A 17,551-nucleotide genomic window follows, 5' to 3' on the forward strand; every position below is an offset into this window, starting at 1 on the left:
GGGTGTCCGGACTGCGAGCTTCCCTTCGCTTCGCTCGGGAAGGTCGCCGCCACGTCCGGACACCCCCACCCCCGCTCCGGCCCCGCACCCCTCCCGCCGCCGGACACCTCACGCCAGCCCCAGGGCGAAGACCGCGAACCCCGCCGCCAGGACCCCCGCGGCGGCCCGGCGGACCGTACCGGCCCGGGTCCACGGGGACTCGAAGCTCCGCGCGTACCGCCCGATCAGGACGAGCAGCCCGGCGAAGAGCGGCATCCAGGCCAGTCGAGCCAGGATCCAGCCGACCGAGTCCGGCGCCCCCACCAGGCCCGGGACCCCGCCCAGATACGAGGCGGGGACCGCGGCCGCCAGCATGGCCGTCTGGTGCCAGCACAGGACTGTCATCGCCGACAGGTTGATCACGACCACCGGCGCCCACAGCGCGGGCCGCCGCAGCAGTCGGCCGAGCCGCTCCCGCAGCAGGATCGCGGCGCCGCTCTGCGCGGCGGCGAGGGCCAGGACCAGCAGCGACGGCGGGTGCGAGTTGGTACGGGCCTCGCCGGGGACCCCCACCATCGACATCGGGTAACCGCACCACACCAGCAGGGCCGCGAAGAGCGCGGCGCCGCCGAGCAGCAGCCCCCAGGCGTGCCGTCGGCCCACCCGGCCCTCGCCCCAGGACACACCCAGCTGATACGCGAAGAGCCAGCCCGGCAGGATGTTGAGGACGCTCAGCCAGGACGGCACGGCGTCGGCGTACGGCCCGTAGCGGAGGAAGTCGACGACGGCGACCGAACCGAGCAGCGGGGCCGCCGCCCACACGCCGAGCCGGCGGGCTGCGCGCACGCAGAACGGGGTGAGTGCGGTGACGACGGCGTAGACGCCGACGAACCACAGCGGCTGGATCACCAGCGTCGACGCCGTCCGCAGCGTGTCGCCCGGCACCCCGAGGCCGTAGTGGAGCAGCGGCAGCAGCGCCGCCCACACGGCGGTCACCCCGAGCACCGGCCGGCCGAGCCGGGCCAGCCGACCCTTGAGCCACTCGCCCGCGGGCCCCTCGTGGCGGCGGAAGGACAGGACGGAGGCGTAGCCGCCGACCAGGAAGAAGATCCCCAGCATCTGGAGGATCCAGCTGACCGGCGCGAAGCCCCCGAAGGCGGACAGCGGGCTGGCGTTGTGGAGCGCGCCGTCGGCCGAGAGCGTGAACCCGCCGAGCAGCCAGTGCCCGGTGGGCACGGCGAGCAGCGCGAGCGCGCGCAGTCCGTCGATCGCGCGGTCACGGTGGGCGGGAGTACGCGCCTCGATCTTCCGGACCAGCGTCCGCGCCTGCGTGCTCATCGGACGTCCCCCTCGGCGATCGCGGCGAAGGCGCGCAGCGACGCGGTGCCCGGCGTGAAGTAGCCGTCGTGGCCCTGCGCGTCGGCGGCCGGCACACTGCGGGCGCCGAACTCCGGCGCGGCCGGGTCGGTGCCGTGGCCCAGGCCCGCGAACTCGATGTAGGGCACCCGGTCGATCCAGTCGGTCGGGTCCTTCGCCGCCCACACCCGCGCCGACGTGTTCAGCGCGGCCACGTCGTCGGCGCGCATCCCGGGGGAGGCGATGGCCACCAGGTCCTTGGCCTTGAGCTCGTGCGCGGCGAGCCCGCAGACCACCGATCCGTAGCTGTGGCAGAAGAGCGCGGGCTCGGCGGAGCCGACGGCCCGCAGACCCTCCGTGAAGCGGGTGAGCCGGTCCGCCCCGGCCTCGGCGAGATCGCCGGTGGCGGCGTCGAGACCGACCCCGACGGGGGTGGTGTACCCGGCCCAGGCGACGACGGCCGTCCGGTCGCCGGTCGCGGCCCGCAAGGCGGCCGCCTTGCGGGCGAGCGGCGCGAAGTTCCGCGCGTCCACGTCGGAGCCGGGCACGATCACTGCCACGTGGGCGGCCCGCCCGAGGTCCCCGTAGACGAGCACGGCCTGACCGCGGCCCCGGGGGTCGTACGCGAGGACCTGCTGCCCGGCGAACCGGGCGCCCGCGGCACGGGCATTGGCGGCATAGCGCAGGGCGAGCGGGGCGCCGTCCAGGTTGCCGACGACGCCAGGGTGCTCGCGCAGCAGCTGCGTCCGCCGGCTCTCGCTCAACCCGGTGAAGTACGCAGTGACCTGAGCGGGCGTCATGCCCTCCGGGTCGGGCAGGCCGTCGGCCCGCCAGGCCGCGGTGCCGACCGGCGCGCCGGTCACGGGCTGCTGGGTGGTCCCGGACGCCCAGCCGGCGGTCCCCGCCACAACGGTGGCGGTGAGCGCTGCGGCCACCAGGGTCCTCGTGAACCGGCGCATGCGGTCCTCCGTTCCTGTCTCTCTCGGCGATCTCGTCGCTGGCGAGAGGAAGGTAGGAACGGAGTGGGTGACGGCACGTCACACCGGGGCGCCAACCGTGAGGTGATACCTGGGTAGGGGCGGGACGAGCAGCCAACCCGAGGGCGGGGGGTGGGGTTTTCCCCCGGATGCGGGGCCCGGACGCCGGCCGACCGGAGCGCGGACGCGGTCGCGGTCGCGGTCGCAGTCGTCCGAGGACTGGGAGTGCGGTCGACCAGGCCCCGGCCGGTGGGTCATCGGACTGGCTCGCGGGCGGGGTGGGGACGGGGTCGGGCTCGCGGTGGTCCCGGGGACCGGTTCGCGGGTGATCGGGCCGGGTTGGTGGGTGTTCGGACGGGGCTCGGGGCCGGTCGGACCGGGTTGGCGGGGATGCCGGGTCCGGGCCGGTGGGTGTGCGGACGGGGTTCGGGGCCGGTCGGACCGGGTTGGCGGGGATGCCGGATCCGGGCCGGTGGGTGTGCGGACGGGGCTCGGGGAGGGGCGGATCGGGTTGGCGGGGGATGCCGGTCGGACCGGGTCGGCGGGGATGCCGGGTCCGGGGCGGTGGGTGTTCGGACGGGGCTCGGGGCCGGTCGGAACGGGTGGCGGGGGCCAGGGACGGGCTCGCGGGCGTCTAGCGCCCGCTGCCGCCCGGCGTGACCAGGCCCGACTCGTACGCGAAGATCACCGCCTGCGCCCGGTCGCGCAGGTCCAGCTTGGCGAGGACCCGCCCGATGTGCGTCTTCACGGTCTGCTCCGCGAGGATCAGATGGTCGGCGATCTCCTGGTTCGACAGCCCCTGCGCGATCAGCTCCAGGACCTCCGTCTCCCGGGGCGTCAGCCCGTTGAGCCGCAGGGCGGCCCGATCGGCGCGGGGCGCCGGCCGTGACGCGGCGAAGTCGGCGATCAGGCGCTTGGTCACCGAAGGCGCCAGCAGCGCCTCGCCCGCCGCGACCACACGTACCGCGGCGATCAGATCGGCCGGCGGCGCGTCCTTCAGCAGGAAGCCCGAGGCGCCCGCCCGCAGCGCCTCGTAGACGTAGTCGTCCACGTCGAAGGTGGTGAGCATCAGCACCTTGGGCCGGTGCACCACGCCCGGCGGCGGGTCGAGGATCTGCCGCGCCGCCGCGAGCCCGTCCAGCTCGGGCATCCGCACGTCCATGAGTACGACGTCCGGGTGAACGGCCCGGGCCACCTCCACGCCCTGCCGCCCGTCCGGGGCCTCGCCCACCACGTCGATGTCGGGCTGCGCCGACAGGAGGGCGGCGAAACCGGCCCGCACCATGGCCTGGTCGTCGACGATGATCACGCGGATGGTCACAGGGCGCCCTTCGTCAGGGGTTCGTCAGCGGAAGCCGGGCGGCGACCCGGAAGCCCCCGTCCGGCAGCGGCCCGGTGTCGAGCGAGCCGCCGGTCAACCGTACGCGCTCGCGCATGCCGACCAGCCCGTGCCCCGTGCCCGAGCCGCCCTCCAGCGGCGAAGTCCGCTGCTCTGCAGGACCGTTGACGACCAGGACGTTCAGCCAGCCCTCCCCGTCGCCCCGTACGGACACCCGGGTGGCGGCGCCGGGTGCGTGCCGGACGACATTGGCCAGCGCCTCCTGCACGATCCGGTACGCCGACAGGTCCACCGCCTGCGGCACGTCCCCCAGGTCGGCGGCCATCGACAACTCGGCCGGGACGCCCGCCCGTACCGTCGCCTCGACCAGCTGCTGCACCCGGTCCAGACCCGGCTGCGGCGCCCGCTCGCCCTCCGACCCGTCGCTGCGCAGCACCGCGAGCAGCCGCCGCATCTCGGCGAGCGACTCACGCGCCCCGGACGCGATCGACGCGAACTCCTCCCGGGCGGCGTCCGGCAGCTCCGGGATGCGGTACGGGGCGGAGTCCGCCTGCACCGTGATCACCGACATGTGGTGGGCGACCACGTCGTGCAGCTCGCGGGCGATCCGGGCCCGCTCCTCCAGGAGCGTGCGGTGGGCCCGTTCGGCCTCGCTGATGGTCGCCTGCTCGACGAGCCGTCGCTCGGCCTCGCCCCGCCCGCGCAGGGTCGCGGTGAGCAGCAGCACGACACCGCTGAGTACGAAGAGCAGGACGACGACCCCGTCGCCGGGCCGGTCGGGCGCCAGGAGATGGAAGACGGCCCCGGCGACACCCGTCACCAGCCACACCCCGAGCAGGGCGCGCCGGGACTCGCGGAGCCCGAGCGCGAGCATCAGGAACAGGTAGCCGACCACGACCATGGGCGTCCACGGCCAGGGGAGTTCGTCGGAACGGTCGGCGGCGAGCAGCACGAGGCCGCCGGCGACGTCCGCCGTGAAGATCACCCACCAGGCCTGGAGCGGCCGCGTGACGGCGAGCAGCAGCGGCGCGGTCTGGGCGGTGGCGAGGGCGCCGGCGAGGGCGCCGTTGACGTGGTAGTCGTTCACGAGCACGGCGACGGTGACGGGCAGCAGGGCCGAGACGAGGGCGAGGGCGACTCCGTACGGCAGCAGCCGCACCCAGCGTGAGGACGCCCGCCCGAGCAAGGCCTCACCGGGGCCGGTGGGCGTGGCGAGCGCGATCCCGAAACTCCGCACGAGCGCCTGCGCCCGTGCCCCGACCCGTGGCATTCGCGGCCGACGCCGCTGTTCATCCTTCATGGCCCGCCCAGGGTAGGCAGGACGGGCGGGGCGGGACGTCATACCGGGGTCTCGGCCGGGGGGTCATACCTGGGTACGGGGCGGGCGCGGGTTCGCGCCCGGGCGGGCCGCGTCCGGGCGGGCCGCGTCCGGGCGGGCGGGCTGCGTCCGGGTGGGCGGGTCGCGTCCGGGCGGGCGGGTCGCGTCCGGTGGGCGGCGTCCGTAGGGGCGGGGCCGTGCCCGCCCCGTCCGCTACAGCTCCGCGAGCAGTTCCGCCTTCTTCGTGGCGAACTCCTCGTCCGTCACCAGCCCGGCCCGGTGCAGATCGCCGAGGTGGCGGATCCTTTCTGCGACGCCGGCGGGATCACGGCGAGACACCGCCGCGGCGGGGACCCGCACGGAGGCGCCGCGGATCGCGGCCAGGACCGCCGCGGCGAACGGCAGGGACTCGTGGACCAGACCGTAGCCCAGGCCGAAGACCACGGACGCGGGGTCGTGGTCGGGCTGCTCGGGCCGGGTGTCGTGCCCGTCCCGGGGCACCAGCCGCAGATAACCGTCCAGGATCTCCGGCGAGCGCCACTCGACACCGCTGAGCTCGCTCACCCGGAAGGTCCGGTCGCCGGCCTTCCACTTCTCCGAGGACGCCCCCGTCCAGAACCACCGGAACGCCACCTCGCTCTTCCCGTCGAAGCTCGCCTTCCCGTCGTACGCCTTGAAGGACTGCGGTCCCTCCGGCGGCGCCACCAGGAAGCGGTCCGCGGGCTCGGAGGCCTCGTACGGCCTGAGCACCGAGCGCAGTTCGTCGCGGTAGTACTCGGCGAGCGTCTCGCGATCGGCGGGCAGCACGAGCCGGTACGGGTCGGACCCGTCCTTCAACTGCCCGCCCGCCGCCTCCATCAGGGGATCGGCGCCCGGCCTCGGCTCGGCGTGCAGCACGACGGTGCCCCGCTTGCCCGGGGCGAGCGTCACCGACGCCAGCGCCTCGTACGGGACACGTCGTTCGCGCAGCGCGTGGAACAGCCTCGGTGTGCGGATCCCCCGGTCGAAGCGGATGACGACGGCGTCGCTCTCGAACTCCCAGGTGGCATGAATTCCGGCCAGCACATCACCCATACGCCTCATCGTATGCGGCGTATGCCCCGACGTCGCCCCTCCGCAACCACGGTAAATTCGCCGTGATCTACGCGCGTCGGACAGGTCACGCGCCGGAGATTCCTCCGAGGCAAGCGCTGTCCGCGCCCGCACAGGTCAGATCGGCGTACGCGCCCACCCCTATCGCGGCGAAGTTCTCGACGCTCGTGGTGTCCGGCTCGAAATAACCGGCATGTCCGCTCGCGCCGGCCGCCGAGAGCAGCCGGGCACCGAACTCCGGGGCCACCGGGTCGGTCCCGTGCCCCACCCCGCCGAGCTCCATGTGGGGCACGTCGGCGATCCAGTCGTCGGCGTCCCGCATGGCCCAGATCCGGGCCGAGGTGCCCAGGTCGGCGGCGCGTTCGGCGCGCATGCCGGGGCTGCCGGCGACGACCACGTCGGTGACCCGTGCGGGCAGCCGGGGCGCCGCGACCCCGCACAGCACGGAGCCGTAGCTGTGGCAGAAGAGGCTCACCGGCGCGTCGCCGGGCAGGGCGTCGGTCAGGCCGACGAGCCGCACGGCGCCGCTCTCGGCCAGCCGTCCGATGGCCGCCTCGATGCCGACGCCGACGGGCGCGGTGTAGTCGGCCCAGGCGATGACGGCGGTACGCGCCTCGGGGTCGGCCCGGTGCTCGGCGGCGTACAGGGACGCGGCCATCCCGGCCGGCGCCGAGAAGCGGCGTGCGGACTTCTGGAAGGTCAGCAGGTTGGTGTCGACCCCGGGGACGATCACCGACACCCGGCGGGCCCGGTCCAGATCGCCCAGGACCTCCGCCGTCCGGCCGGCGCCCCTGGGGTCGAAGGCCAGGATCTGACGGCCCGGGCTCATCAGGCTGGTGAAGCGGTGCACCCTGCGCAGCGCCTCGTGACGCCCGTCCGCAGTGAGCCGCGGATCGTCCACCCGGCCCCGCTCGGCGGCCAGGGCGCGCGACAGGGATCTGCGGTTGGCCCGGTAGCGCAGGGTCACCGGGACGCCGTTGAGGTTGCCCATGACGAAGGGGTGGGCGTCGGCGAGCCGGGCGCCCTGCGCGGGCCCTATTGCGGCGAAGAAGGCGGCGATCGTACGGGCCGGACCCTTCGGGTCGGGCAGGGCGCGGCCGCCGATCCTGTCGTGCGCCCAGGCGGCCAGCGCCTGCTCCCGGGTCTCCCCTGGCGTGCGCTGATGCCGGATCGTGGTCCATCCGGTGGTCGCGAGGAGCACGAACACCACGCCGAGCGCGAGCAGGATCCGCCAGACGGAGAGGGTGGGGGAGGAGTCGAAGGAAGGCATTGGGGGTCACCCTAGGGGGCGCCCTACTACGCCCGGACAGGCGAGTGACGCGGATCACCTCGGGGGGAGGGGCGCGGTGACGGTACGTGCGCGCGGTCGCACGCGGAGCTTGCGCGGTGGCGCACGGAGCTCGGGCGGTGGCGCACGAAGCTCGGGCGGGGGGCGCACGGAGCTCGGGCGGTGGCGACGGAGCTCGGGCGGGTTGGGTGGAGGTGGCCGGCGGCTCGGGTGGCGGTGGCTGCCGGGTCGGGTGGCGTTGGCGGGTCGGGTGGCGGTCGCTGCCGGGTCGGGTGGCGTTGACCGGTCGGGTGGCGGTGGTCGCGGGCCCGGGTGGCGTTGACCGGCTGGTTTGGCGTGGGCCGTTGGCCCGGGTACCTCGCGTACGGCTCAGAGGGCTTCGTACGGCTCACGCACCTCGTACGGCTCAGGCGGCTTCGTACGGCTCACGCACCTCGTACGGCTCAAGGCCGCCAGTGCGGCTCCAAGGCCGACGTCAGGTGGTCCAGGTAGTGCTCGGTGAGCGCGCGGATGGCCTCCAGGGTGGGGTCGGCGCTCCGGCCCCACAGCTGTCCGGTCACCCGCATCACCCCGCTGAACGCGGCGACCGCGATCCGCGGGCGCGGGTCCTCGTCCACGTCCAGCCCCTCGCGTTCGGCGATCAGGCGGGCGATGGACTCCTCCATCTCCGTGGAGCGGCGCAGGTGGACGGCGAGGAGGGCCGGCGTCGACTCGATGACCTGGAAGGAGCGGACGTACAGCTCGACGGGCACGACCTCGGCGATCGCCTCGCCGATGGTGTCCCAGGCGCTGAGGACCGCGTTGCGCATCGCGTCGAGCGGGCCCTCCTCGGGCGGCCGCCCGGCCAGCGCCTGCATGAACCGCTGCTCCACCATCTGCTGGACGGCGAAGGCCACGTCCTCCTTGGTGGCGAAGTAGCGGAAGAAGGTGCGCTGGGAGACGTCCACGGCGTCGACGATCTCGTCGACCGTGGTCCGCTCGTATCCCTGGGAGGTGAAGAGCTCCAGGGCGGCCCTGATCAGCGCGTCGCGGGTGCGCTGCTTCTTGCGCTCGCGCAGACCGGGAACGGTCACGTCTCCATCCCCATTTCCGCGTTTTCCCGCCACTTCTTCCGGGCCAGGCTACCTGTGAGCTACGTGACAGTTACCGCCGTGTGAAACGCTTTGTCAATTGTCAGTGACTGTCATTAGCCTGCTCGCATGACTAGTCAGACCACCGTGGAAAAGGCCCCGCAGGGTCAGGGGGGCGACCGGGTGCCCGTGGCGGCCCCGGCGAAGGGACTGCGCGGGCACCCGTGGCTGACCCTCTTCAGCGTTGCCGTGGGCGTCATGATGGTTGCGCTCGACGGCACGATCGTCGCGATCGCCAACCCCGCCATCAAGGAGGACCTGCAGGCCTCGCTCGCCCAGGTCCAGTGGATCACCAACGGATACCTCCTCGCGCTGGCCGTCGCGCTGATCACCGCGGGCAAGCTCGGTGACCGCTTCGGCCACCGGCAGACCTTCCTCATCGGCATAGCCGGCTTCGCCGCCGCCTCCGGCGCGATCGGCCTGTCGGGCTCGATCGGCCTCGTCATCGCCTTCCGCGTCCTGCAGGGCCTCTTCGGCGCCCTGCTCATGCCGGCCGCGCTCGGTCTGCTGCGCGCCACCTTCCCGGCCGAGAAGCTCAACATGGCCATCGGCATCTGGGGCATGGTCATCGGCGCCTCGACCGCGGGCGGCCCGATCGTCGGCGGCCTGCTCGTCGAGAAGGTCAGCTGGCAGTCCGTCTTCTTCATCAACGTGCCGGTCGGCGTCCTCGCGCTCGTCCTCGGCCTGGTGATCCTCAAGGACCACCGTGCCGAGAACGCCCCGCGCTCCTTCGACGTCCTCGGCATCCTGCTGCTCTCCGCCGCGATGGCCTCCCTCATCTGGGGCATCATCAAGGCCGGCGAGTCCTGGGGCTGGGGCAGCGGCAAGACCTGGGGCTGCCTGATCGGCGCGGTGCTGCTCTTCGCCGTCTTCGCCGTCTGGGAGACCAAGGTCAGGGAACCGCTCATCCCGCTGCAGATGTTCCGCTCCGTGCCGCTCTCGGCCGGTGTGGTCCTCATGGTCCTCATGGCCTTCGCCTTCATGGGCGGCCTGTTCTTCGTGACCTTCTACCTCCAGGGCGTGAAGGGGCTCAGCCCCGTCGACAGCGGTCTCGCCCTGCTGCCACTGACCGGCATGATGATCGTCTCCTCGCCGCTGGCCGGCGTGCTGATCACCAAGCTCGGCCCGCGCGTCCCGCTGGTCGGCGGCATGGTCTGCACGGCGACCGCGATGTTCGGCATGCTCACGCTCACCCCGGACACCGGCGCGCTCGCGATGTCGCTCTGGTTCGCCCTCCTCGGCCTGGGCCTCGCCCCGGTCATGGTCGGCGCGACCGAGGTCATCGTCGGCAACGCGCCGCTCGAGCTCTCGGGCGTGGCCGGCGGTCTGCAGCAGGCCGCCATGCAGGTCGGCGGCGCTCTCGGTACGGCGGTGCTCGGCGCGGTCATGTCGTCCAAGGTGTCCAGCGCCTTCGCCGACAACTGGAAGGACGCCGGCATCCCGGTGCCCGCCGACCCGCGCCTGGAGCAGGCGGCCGAGTTCGGCATGGTGCCGCCGGAGCTGGCCAAGGCGCCCGGCATGACGCCGGACCTGACCGCCGCGATCGGCAAGGTCATCCACGACACGTTCATGGAGGGCATGGGCCTCGCGTTCACCGTGGCCGGTGTCGTCGCCGTCGGCGCGGCCCTCGTCGCCATGCTCACCAAGCGCGGCGAGAACGCGGAGGCGGGCGCGGGCGCGGCCCATATCTGAGGCTGGTGGGCCGGCCGGGGGCTGGTGGGCCGGTCCGGGAGGCTGCTGGGCCGCCGGTCCGGAGGCTGCTGGCCGGTCCCGGAGGCTGCTGGGCCGCCGGTCCGGGAGGCTGGGCCGCCGGTCCGGGAGGCTGCCGGGGCGGTCCCGGAGGCTCGGGGCCTCCCGGGCGCGGCGGGCCTCTCAGGGTTCCCGTAGGGGGCCGTCACCCGTTCGTGTGAACGGGGGCGGCCCCTCTTCCGTTCGTGGGGTGGGCTCCGCCATGCTCTTGGTTACAGAGAGTGACGAAACGGGGGTTCACCAGCATGAACACGAAGACCGTCCTGGCCCTTGCGGCCGTCCTGACCGCCCTCCTCGCGGCGCCCGCGAGCGCCGCGCCCTCCGGCACGGCCCTCGGCGCCTGCGGGCCGGGTCAGCTCTGCCTGTGGCCCAAGGCCGACTTCAAGGGTCGCGCGCAGAACCAGGAGCTGGCCTCGGTGGACGTCGAGAGCTGCGTCGCCCTGCCGGCCGGGACGAGCGCCCAGTCGCTCGCCAACCGCACCGGGCGGCCGGTCACGACGTACCAGTCGGCGGTGTGCGCGGAGACCGGCGAGTTCGAGACCTATCCGGGCAGAGGGGTGTGGGTGCCCCAGACGCCGTATCAGATCCGGGCCTTCAAGATCTGGGAGAGGTAGGGGCCGGGACCTCGGGTCCGTCCGGGGTGCCCGACGGCGGGGCCGAGAGACGCGCGACCTCGGCCCGCAGCTCGCGCACCTCCACGGTCAGCGCCTCCAGGAGTTCGAGCTGCCGGCGCTCGGCCTCGTCGTCCCGGTCGAAGCGGGAGATGAACCAGGCGGCGATGTTCGCCGTGACCACACCCAGCAGGGCGATCCCGGACAGCATCAGGCCCACCGCGAGCACCCGGCCCAGGCCGGTGGTGGGGGCGTGGTCGCCGTAGCCGACGGTGGTCATCGTGGTGAAGGACCACCAGACCGCGTCCCCGAGCGTCTTGATGTTCCCGTTCGGGGCGTCCCGCTCCACGTGCAGCACCGCGAGCGAGCCGAACATCATCAGCCCGATCACCGCGCCCGCCACATACATGGTGAGCGTTATCTGCGGGGCCATCCGGGCCCGACGACCCACGAGGAGGAGCGTGGCGACCACCCTGAGCAGCCGCAGCGGCTGCACCATCGGCAGTATCACCGCGAGCAGATCCAGCGGATGCCCGCGCACGAAGGCCCATCGGGACGGCGCGACGGCCAGGCGTACGAGGTAGTCCAGGGCGAAGGCCGCCCAGACCGCCCACTCCACATGGGTGCACAGCCGGTGCACCCATGGCGCGGCGTCCGGCGCCACGATGGGTACGGCGTAGGCGATCCCGAACGCCACGGCCAGCACCAGCAGCGGCATCTGGGTGCGCTCTTCCCAGCGATCCTTCATATGCCGCATCGTAAGGAACGCCGAAGGGCGGCAGGACCATCGGTCCCACCGCCCTCACCAGCGGATATGGCCTGAGCGCCATTCCGCCCGCGCTGTCGGGTCCGGGCCGTCAAGCCCGCGCTGTCAGGCCCGGGCCGTCAAGCCCGCGCTGTCGGGCCCGTGCTGTCAGGCCCGCGCTGTCAGGTCCGGGCAGCCAAGCCCGCGCTGTCAGCTCCGAGCCGTCAAGCCCGCCCTGTCGGGCCCGCGCTGCCAGGTCCGGGCCGTCATGGCCGCTCCCACGGCCGGACGGCCAGGCCCGTAGGGCCCGGCCGGGTGGCCGCGCCCGTACGGCCGCGCCGCACCGTCACGCGTCGCCGCCCGCGGCGCCGGGGTCGGCGGCCGAGACGTCGAGCAGCTGGTAGCGGTCCACGGCCTGCTTCAGGGCCGAGCGGTCGACCTTGCCCTCGCGGGCCAGCTCCGTGAGGACCGCGAGCACGATCGACTGCGCGTCGATGTGGAAATAGCGACGGGCCGCGCCCCGGGTGTCCGCGAAGCCGAAGCCGTCCGCGCCCAGGGAGGTGTAGGGGCCCGGCACCCAGCGGGAGATCTGGTCCGGCACCGAGCGCATCCAGTCGGAGACCGCCACGAACGGGCCCTGGGCGGACTGGAGCTTGCGGGTCACGTACGGGACGCGCTGCTCCTCGTCCGGGTGGAGCAGGTTGTGCTCCTCGACGGCCACGGCCTCGCGGCGCAGCTCGTTCCAGGACGTGGCGGACCAGACGTCGGCGCGGACGTTCCACTCCTCGGCGAGGATCCGCTGGGCCTCCAGGGCCCACGGCACGCCCACGCCGGAGGCCATGATCTGCGCGGGGATCGCCCCGGCCTCGCCGCGCCGGTAGAGGTGGATGCCCTTGAGGATGCCGTCGACGTCCACGTCCGCCGGCTCGGCCGGGTGCTGGATCGGCTCGTTGTAGACGGTCAGGTAGTAGAAGACGTCCTCGGCCTGGGGGCCGTACATGCGGCGCAGACCGTCCTGGACGATGTGCGCGATCTCGAAGCCGAAGGCCGGGTCGTAGGCGACACAGGCCGGGTTGGTCGAGGCCAGCAGGTGCGAGTGGCCGTCGGCGTGCTGGAGGCCCTCGCCGGTCAGCGTGGTGCGGCCGGCGGTGGCGCCGAGCACGAAGCCGCGGGCGAGCTGGTCGGCCATCTGCCAGAACTGGTCGCCGGTGCGCTGGAATCCGAACATCGAGTAGAAGACGTAGACCGGGATGAGCGGTTCGCCGTGCGTGGCGTACGCCGAGCCGGCGGCGATCAGCGAGGCGGTGCAGCCCGCCTCGGAGATGCCGTCGTGCAGCATCTGGCCGGTCGGGGACTCCTTGTAGGAGAGCAGCAGTTCGCGGTCCACCGCCTCGTACTGCTGGCCGAGCGGGTTGTAGATCTTGGCGCTCGGGAAGAACGAGTCCATGCCGAAGGTGCGGTACTCGTCGGGCGCGATCAGCACGAAGCGCTTCCCGATCTCCTTGTCCCGCATCAGGTCCTTCAGGAGCCGGACGAAGGCCATCGTGGTGGCGATCGACTGCTGCCCCGAGCCCTTCTTCACCGCGGCGTAGGTCTGGTCACCGGGCAGGACCAGCGGCTTGGCGCGCACCACGCGGGTCGGCACGTACCCGCCGAGCGCCTTGCGGCGGTCGTGCATGTACTGGATCTCCTCGGAGTCCCGGCCCGGGTGGTAGTACGGCGGCAGGCCCTCCTCCAGCTGCTTGTCCGTGATCGGGATGTGCAGCCGGTCGCGGAAGCGCTTGAGGTCGTCGACCGTCAGCTTCTTCATCTGGTGGGTCGCGTTGCGGCCCTCGAAGTTGGGGCCGAGGGTCCAGCCCTTGACGGTCTTGGCGAGGATCACCGTCGGCTGGCCCTTGTGCGCCTTGGCCGCCGAGAACGCCGCGAAGATCTTCTTGTGGTCGTGACCGCCACGGCCCAGGTGCAGGATCTGGTCGTCGGTCATGTTCTCGACCATGGCCCGGAGCCGCTGGTCGTCGCCGAAGAAGTGGTCGCGGATGTACGCGCCGGTCTCCGTCGCGTACGTCTGGAACTGCCCGTCCGGCGTCGTGTTCATCCTGTTGACGAGGATGCCGTCGCGGTCCTGCGCGAGCAGCGGGTCCCAGGAGCGGTCCCAGATCAGCTTGATGACGTTCCAGCCGGCGCCGCGGAAGACCGACTCCAGCTCCTGGATGACCTTGCCGTTGCCGCGCACCGGGCCGTCGAGCCGCTGCAGGTTGCAGTTGACGACGAAGGTCAGGTTGTCGAGGTTCTCGCGGGCCGCGAGGGTCAGCTGGCCCAGCGACTCCGGCTCGTCCATCTCGCCGTCGCCGAGGAAGGCCCACACGTGCGACGCGGAGGTGTCGGCGATGCCGCGCGCCTCCATGTAGCGGTTCATCCGGGCCTGGTAGATCGCGCCGAGCGGGCCGAGGCCCATCGACACCGTGGGGAACTCCCAGAAGTCCGGCATGAGCCGCGGGTGCGGGTAGGAGGACAGGCCGTGGGGGTACTTCGACTTCTCCTGGCGGAAGGCGTCGAGCTGCGTCTCGTTCAGCCGGTCCAGGAGGAAGGCGCGGGCGTAGATACCGGGGGAGGCGTGTCCCTGGAAGAAGATCTGGTCGCCGCCGTCGCCCTCGTCCTTGCCGCGGAAGAAGTGGTTGAAGCCGACGTCGTACAGCGAGGCGGAGGAGGCGAAGGTCGCGATGTGGCCGCCGACGCCGATGCCCGGGCGCTGGGCGCGCGAGACCATCACGGCCGCGTTCCAGCGGGTGGCGTTGAGGACCTTGCGCTCGATCTCCTCGTTGCCGGGGAAGAAGGGCTCGTCCCGCGTGGCGATGGTGTTCACGTAGTCCGTGCTGCGCATCTCGGGCACCGCGACGCGCTTCTCACGGGCCCGTTCGATCAGCCGCAGCATGAGGTAGCGGGCCCGCTCCCGGCCCCGCTCGTCGACGGCGGCGTCGAGGGAGTCGAGCCATTCCAGGGTCTCTTCGGGATCGAAGTCCGGGACCTGGCTGGGAAGGCCGCCAATGATGATCGGGTTGCGATCGGATGCGGAAGCCACGCTGTTCCTTCGCTGGTCGGTGGAGCCCGCGGGGGACCGGAGCCCCGTGGAGGTCGGGATGTCCATCGTGTACCCCGCCGACGTCAAACGTCATCTTTACCGAGGGGTAACCCCCGCGGGGTGCCTTGTTCGGTCAAATCGCAACCTTACGCCCATCCCGCGCATGCGTTCCGGCAGCATGTTCGGCAGACTGAAGCCGCAGAGGCCCACAATGCGGGGCGAAGAGTGCACGAATCGTCACGGAGCGCGACGGTCGTCCGCCGGAAGTTGCGGCGAGACGGCCCCAAACGTCACCGTTTCGGCGGTCTCATGGGCCGGGTACTTGCGCGATCCGCCCCGGCACGTGTGGACTACGGCCAGCGCCGCGCGTACGCGCGTGGCCCAAGCATTTTCCGATACATGATCAGGAGGCAAGCCGTGAGCGCGACCGCGGACCACGCGGAGGAGCGGACCAACCCGGCAGCGAGGCTGGGGTTCGAGCCCGGACAGGTGGTCCAGGAGATCGGCTACGACGAAGACGTCGACCAGGATCTCCGTGAGGGCATCGAGTCCATCATTGGCCAGGATCTCGTCGACGAGGACTACGACGACGTCGCCGACGCCGTACTGCTGTGGTTCCGCGACGAGGACGGTGACCTCACCGACGCCCTGGTGGATGCCATCGGTCTTCTGGAGGACGGCGGCAACATCTGGCTGCTGACGCCGAAGACCGGCCGCGACGGCTACATCGAGCCGAGCGACATCCAGGATGCCGCGCAGACCGCTGGTCTCTCCCAGACCAAGAGCATCAGCGTCGCCAAGGACTGGGTCGGCACCCGCCTGGCAGCCCCCAAGCGCTGATCCCCCAACGCCGCATGGAGCCCCCGCCGGTCACGCCGGCGGGGGCTCCGCGCATCCCGGACGCCTCCGCCCCCGGCGGCCCCCTTAGGGTGGGTTCCACCGATCGGTCCAAGGGCTGGGCCGCCGGCGAAGGGATGCGTACGCGATGGCGATCGAGATCGGCGCCGAGGCCCCGGACTTCGAACTGAAGGACAACCACGGCCGCGCCGTCCGGCTGTCCGCCTTCCGCGGCGACAAGAACGTGCTGCTGTTCTTCTACCCCTTCGCCTTCACCGGGGTGTGCACCGGCGAACTGCGCGTGCTGCGCGACCGCCTCGACACCTTCGTCAACGACGACACCCAGCTGCTCGCCGTCTCCAACGACTCCGTCCCCACCCTGCGCGTCTTCGCCGAGCAGGAGGACCTCGAGTTCCCGCTGCTCTCCGACTTCTGGCCCCACGGCGCGGCCTCCCGCGCGTACGGGGTCCTCGACGAGGACAAGGGCTGCGCCGTGCGCGGCACCTTCGTCATCGACAAGGCGGGCGTGGTCCGCTGGTCGGTCGTCAACGCCCTGCCGGACGCCCGGGATGCCGACGCGTACGCCGAGGCGCTGGCGGCCCTCTGAGAACCTCGCGGACGCTTCCGGCGTCTTCCCGGGCGATCGCCCGCCAACACTCGGGCGAAACGTCTGTTTCGACTGGGAACCCGTCACTAGGATCCAGACGTTGATCCGATGCCAACGCACGACTGGGGGCGCTGCCCCTGGAAACCAATGGAGGGACTCGTGGGAGTCAGCCTCAGCAAGGGCGGCAACGTCTCGCTGACCAAGGAGGCCCCTGGCCTGACCGCCGTGACCGTCGGTCTGGGCTGGGACGTCCGCACCACCACCGGTACGGACTTCGACCTCGACGCCAGTGCCATCCTGGTGAACGAGGAGGGCAAGGTCCGCAACGACGGGGACTTCGTCTTCTTCAACAATCTGAAGAGCGCCGACGGCTCCGTCGAGCACACCGGTGACAACCTGACGGGTGAGGGCGAGGGCGACGACGAGCAGGTCAAGGTCAACCTGGCCACCGTCCCGGCCGATGTCGCCAAGATCGTCTTCCCGGTCTCGATCTACGACGCCGACAACCGCCAGCAGTCCTTCGGCCAGGTCCGCAACGCGTTCATCCGCGTCGTGAACCAGGCCGGCGGCGCCGAGATCGCGCGGTACGACCTGTCCGAGGACGCCTCGACCGAGACCGCCATGGTCTTCGGCGAGCTGTACCGCAACGGCGCGGAGTGGAAGTTCCGCGCGGTCGGTCAGGGCTACGCCTCGGGTCTGCGCGGCATCGCGCAGGACTTCGGCGTCAACGTCTGAGCCGACGCACCGCATCCCGTCCGGCGCCGCACCTCCGTGCGGCGCCGGACGTGCCTCATCACGCGACCGGCCCGGCACGCCGCCGCCGTCCCGCGCATTCGCAGAACCCTCGGGGAGGAACCACCGTCATGGGCGTCACGCTCGCCAAGGGAGGCAATGTCTCCCTCTCCAAGGCCGCACCCAACCTCACCCAGGTGCTCGTGGGGCTCGGCTGGGACGCGCGCTCCACCACCGGAGCCCCCTTCGACCTCGACGCCAGCGCCCTGCTGTGCCAGTCGGGCCGCGTGCTCGGCGACGAGTACTTCGTCTTCTACAACAACCTCAAGAGCCCCGAGGGGTCCGTCGAACACACCGGGGACAACCTCACCGGCGAGGGTGAAGGTGACGACGAGTCGCTCATCGTGAACCTCGCCAAGGTGCCGGCCCAGTGCGACAAGATCATCTTTCCGGTCTCGATCCACGAGGCCGACAACCGCGGCCAGACCTTCGGCCAGGTCAGCAATGCCTTCATCCGCGTGGTGAACCAGGCGGACGGTCAGGAACTCGCCCGCTACGACCTTTCCGAGGACGCCTCCACCGAGACCGCGATGATCTTCGGTGAGCTCTACCGCTACAGCGGCGAATGGAAGTTCCGGGCGGTGGGACAGGGGTACGCGTCCGGCCTTCGGGGCATCGCTCTAGACTTCGGGGTCAACGTTTCGTAAAGCCG

General features: G+C 72.1%; 15 protein-coding genes. 6 read left to right on the forward strand and 9 right to left on the reverse strand.

Annotated elements, in window-relative coordinates:
* Positions 1-108: 108 nt before the first annotated feature.
* The 7 genes from ACIRQF_RS23010 to ACIRQF_RS23040 form a co-directional block, all read right to left on the reverse strand.
* Positions 109-1,317, reverse strand: a complete 1,209-nt coding sequence (locus ACIRQF_RS23010) for an acyltransferase (RefSeq protein WP_404094585.1) — start codon at positions 1,315-1,317, stop codon at positions 109-111.
* Positions 1,314-2,294 (reverse strand): alpha/beta hydrolase, encoded by a 981-nt coding sequence (locus ACIRQF_RS23015; protein ID WP_404094589.1) that lies wholly within the window; start codon positions 2,292-2,294, stop codon positions 1,314-1,316. The genes ACIRQF_RS23010 and ACIRQF_RS23015 overlap by 4 nt, the downstream gene beginning before the upstream one ends.
* 652 nt (positions 2,295-2,946) lie before the next feature.
* Positions 2,947-3,633 (reverse strand): response regulator, encoded by a 687-nt coding sequence (locus ACIRQF_RS23020; protein WP_404094592.1) that lies wholly within the window; start codon positions 3,631-3,633, stop codon positions 2,947-2,949.
* A 13-nt stretch (positions 3,634-3,646) separates the two neighbouring features.
* Complete coding sequence (locus ACIRQF_RS23025; protein ID WP_404094595.1) at positions 3,647-4,993, reverse strand: sensor histidine kinase; 1,347 nt, start codon at positions 4,991-4,993, stop codon at positions 3,647-3,649.
* Between the two features lie 189 nt (positions 4,994-5,182).
* Entirely contained in the window at positions 5,183-6,052 is an 870-nt protein-coding gene (locus ACIRQF_RS23030) for a DUF4429 domain-containing protein (protein ID WP_376630051.1), read from the reverse strand.
* A gap of 76 nt (positions 6,053-6,128) precedes the next feature.
* Positions 6,129-7,331, reverse strand: a complete 1,203-nt coding sequence (locus ACIRQF_RS23035) for an alpha/beta hydrolase (protein WP_404094598.1) — start codon at positions 7,329-7,331, stop codon at positions 6,129-6,131.
* Between the two features lie 461 nt (positions 7,332-7,792).
* Entirely contained in the window at positions 7,793-8,422 is a 630-nt protein-coding gene (locus ACIRQF_RS23040; RefSeq protein ID WP_404094601.1) for a TetR/AcrR family transcriptional regulator, read from the reverse strand.
* Between the two features lie 126 nt (positions 8,423-8,548).
* On the opposite strand from ACIRQF_RS23040, the gene ACIRQF_RS23045 reads away from it, so the two are divergent.
* Positions 8,549-10,171 (forward strand): MFS transporter, encoded by a 1,623-nt coding sequence (locus ACIRQF_RS23045; RefSeq protein WP_376630045.1) that lies wholly within the window; start codon positions 8,549-8,551, stop codon positions 10,169-10,171.
* 302 nt (positions 10,172-10,473) lie between these two features.
* A complete protein-coding gene (locus ACIRQF_RS23050; protein WP_382483308.1) occupies positions 10,474-10,842 on the forward strand; it encodes a peptidase inhibitor family I36 protein in 369 nt (122 codons plus the stop codon).
* Here ACIRQF_RS23050 and ACIRQF_RS23055 read toward each other — a convergent pair.
* The gene (locus ACIRQF_RS23055; RefSeq protein ID WP_404094606.1) at positions 10,823-11,587 is read right to left on the reverse strand and encodes a potassium channel family protein; all 765 of its coding nucleotides are present in this window, start codon (positions 11,585-11,587) and stop codon (positions 10,823-10,825) included. The two genes, ACIRQF_RS23050 and ACIRQF_RS23055, sit on opposite strands and share 20 nt — an antisense overlap.
* A 343-nt stretch (positions 11,588-11,930) precedes the next feature.
* Positions 11,931-14,663, reverse strand: a complete 2,733-nt coding sequence (gene aceE, locus ACIRQF_RS23060; RefSeq protein ID WP_376630040.1) for a pyruvate dehydrogenase (acetyl-transferring), homodimeric type — start codon at positions 14,661-14,663, stop codon at positions 11,931-11,933.
* 417 nt (positions 14,664-15,080) lie between these two features.
* Between aceE and ACIRQF_RS23065 the strand changes: the two genes are divergently transcribed.
* From ACIRQF_RS23065 to ACIRQF_RS23080, 4 genes are all read left to right on the forward strand, one after another.
* Positions 15,081-15,503, forward strand: coding sequence for a DUF3052 domain-containing protein (locus ACIRQF_RS23065; protein WP_376630038.1), 423 nt, complete (start codon positions 15,081-15,083; stop codon positions 15,501-15,503).
* A 145-nt stretch (positions 15,504-15,648) separates the two neighbouring features.
* On the forward strand, positions 15,649-16,107 hold the full coding sequence (locus tag ACIRQF_RS23070; protein WP_376630036.1) for a peroxiredoxin: 459 nt from the start codon (positions 15,649-15,651) through the stop codon (positions 16,105-16,107).
* Between the two features lie 159 nt (positions 16,108-16,266).
* On the forward strand, positions 16,267-16,842 hold the full coding sequence (locus ACIRQF_RS23075) for a TerD family protein (protein ID WP_382483310.1): 576 nt from the start codon (positions 16,267-16,269) through the stop codon (positions 16,840-16,842).
* A gap of 128 nt (positions 16,843-16,970) precedes the next feature.
* Positions 16,971-17,546, forward strand: a complete 576-nt coding sequence (locus ACIRQF_RS23080; RefSeq protein ID WP_389749890.1) for a TerD family protein — start codon at positions 16,971-16,973, stop codon at positions 17,544-17,546.
* Positions 17,547-17,551: the final 5 nt, after the last annotated feature.

It is taken from the genome of Streptomyces sp. NPDC101191 (assembly GCF_044767915.1).
GTDB lineage: Bacteria > Actinomycetota > Actinomycetes > Streptomycetales > Streptomycetaceae > Streptomyces.

Excerpts from the sequence above, each read along its gene's own strand:
- ACIRQF_RS23010 (WP_404094585.1), bottom strand. The coding sequence starts at position 1,317 with ATGAGCACGCAGGCGCGGACGCTGGTCCGGAAGATCGAGGCGCGTACT.
- ACIRQF_RS23015 (WP_404094589.1), bottom strand. The coding sequence starts at position 2,294 with ATGCGCCGGTTCACGAGGACCCTGGTGGCCGCAGCGCTCACCGCCACC.
- ACIRQF_RS23025 (WP_404094595.1), bottom strand. The coding sequence starts at position 4,993 with ATGACGTCCCGCCCCGCCCGTCCTGCCTACCCTGGGCGGGCCATGAAG.
- ACIRQF_RS23030 (WP_376630051.1), bottom strand. The coding sequence starts at position 6,052 with ATGAGGCGTATGGGTGATGTGCTGGCCGGAATTCATGCCACCTGGGAG.
- ACIRQF_RS23035 (WP_404094598.1), bottom strand. The coding sequence starts at position 7,331 with ATGCCTTCCTTCGACTCCTCCCCCACCCTCTCCGTCTGGCGGATCCTG.
- ACIRQF_RS23045 (WP_376630045.1), top strand. The coding sequence starts at position 8,549 with ATGACTAGTCAGACCACCGTGGAAAAGGCCCCGCAGGGTCAGGGGGGC.
- ACIRQF_RS23050 (WP_382483308.1), top strand. The coding sequence starts at position 10,474 with ATGAACACGAAGACCGTCCTGGCCCTTGCGGCCGTCCTGACCGCCCTC.
- ACIRQF_RS23055 (WP_404094606.1), bottom strand. The coding sequence starts at position 11,587 with ATGAAGGATCGCTGGGAAGAGCGCACCCAGATGCCGCTGCTGGTGCTG.
- ACIRQF_RS23070 (WP_376630036.1), top strand. The coding sequence starts at position 15,649 with ATGGCGATCGAGATCGGCGCCGAGGCCCCGGACTTCGAACTGAAGGAC.
- ACIRQF_RS23080 (WP_389749890.1), top strand. The coding sequence starts at position 16,971 with ATGGGCGTCACGCTCGCCAAGGGAGGCAATGTCTCCCTCTCCAAGGCC.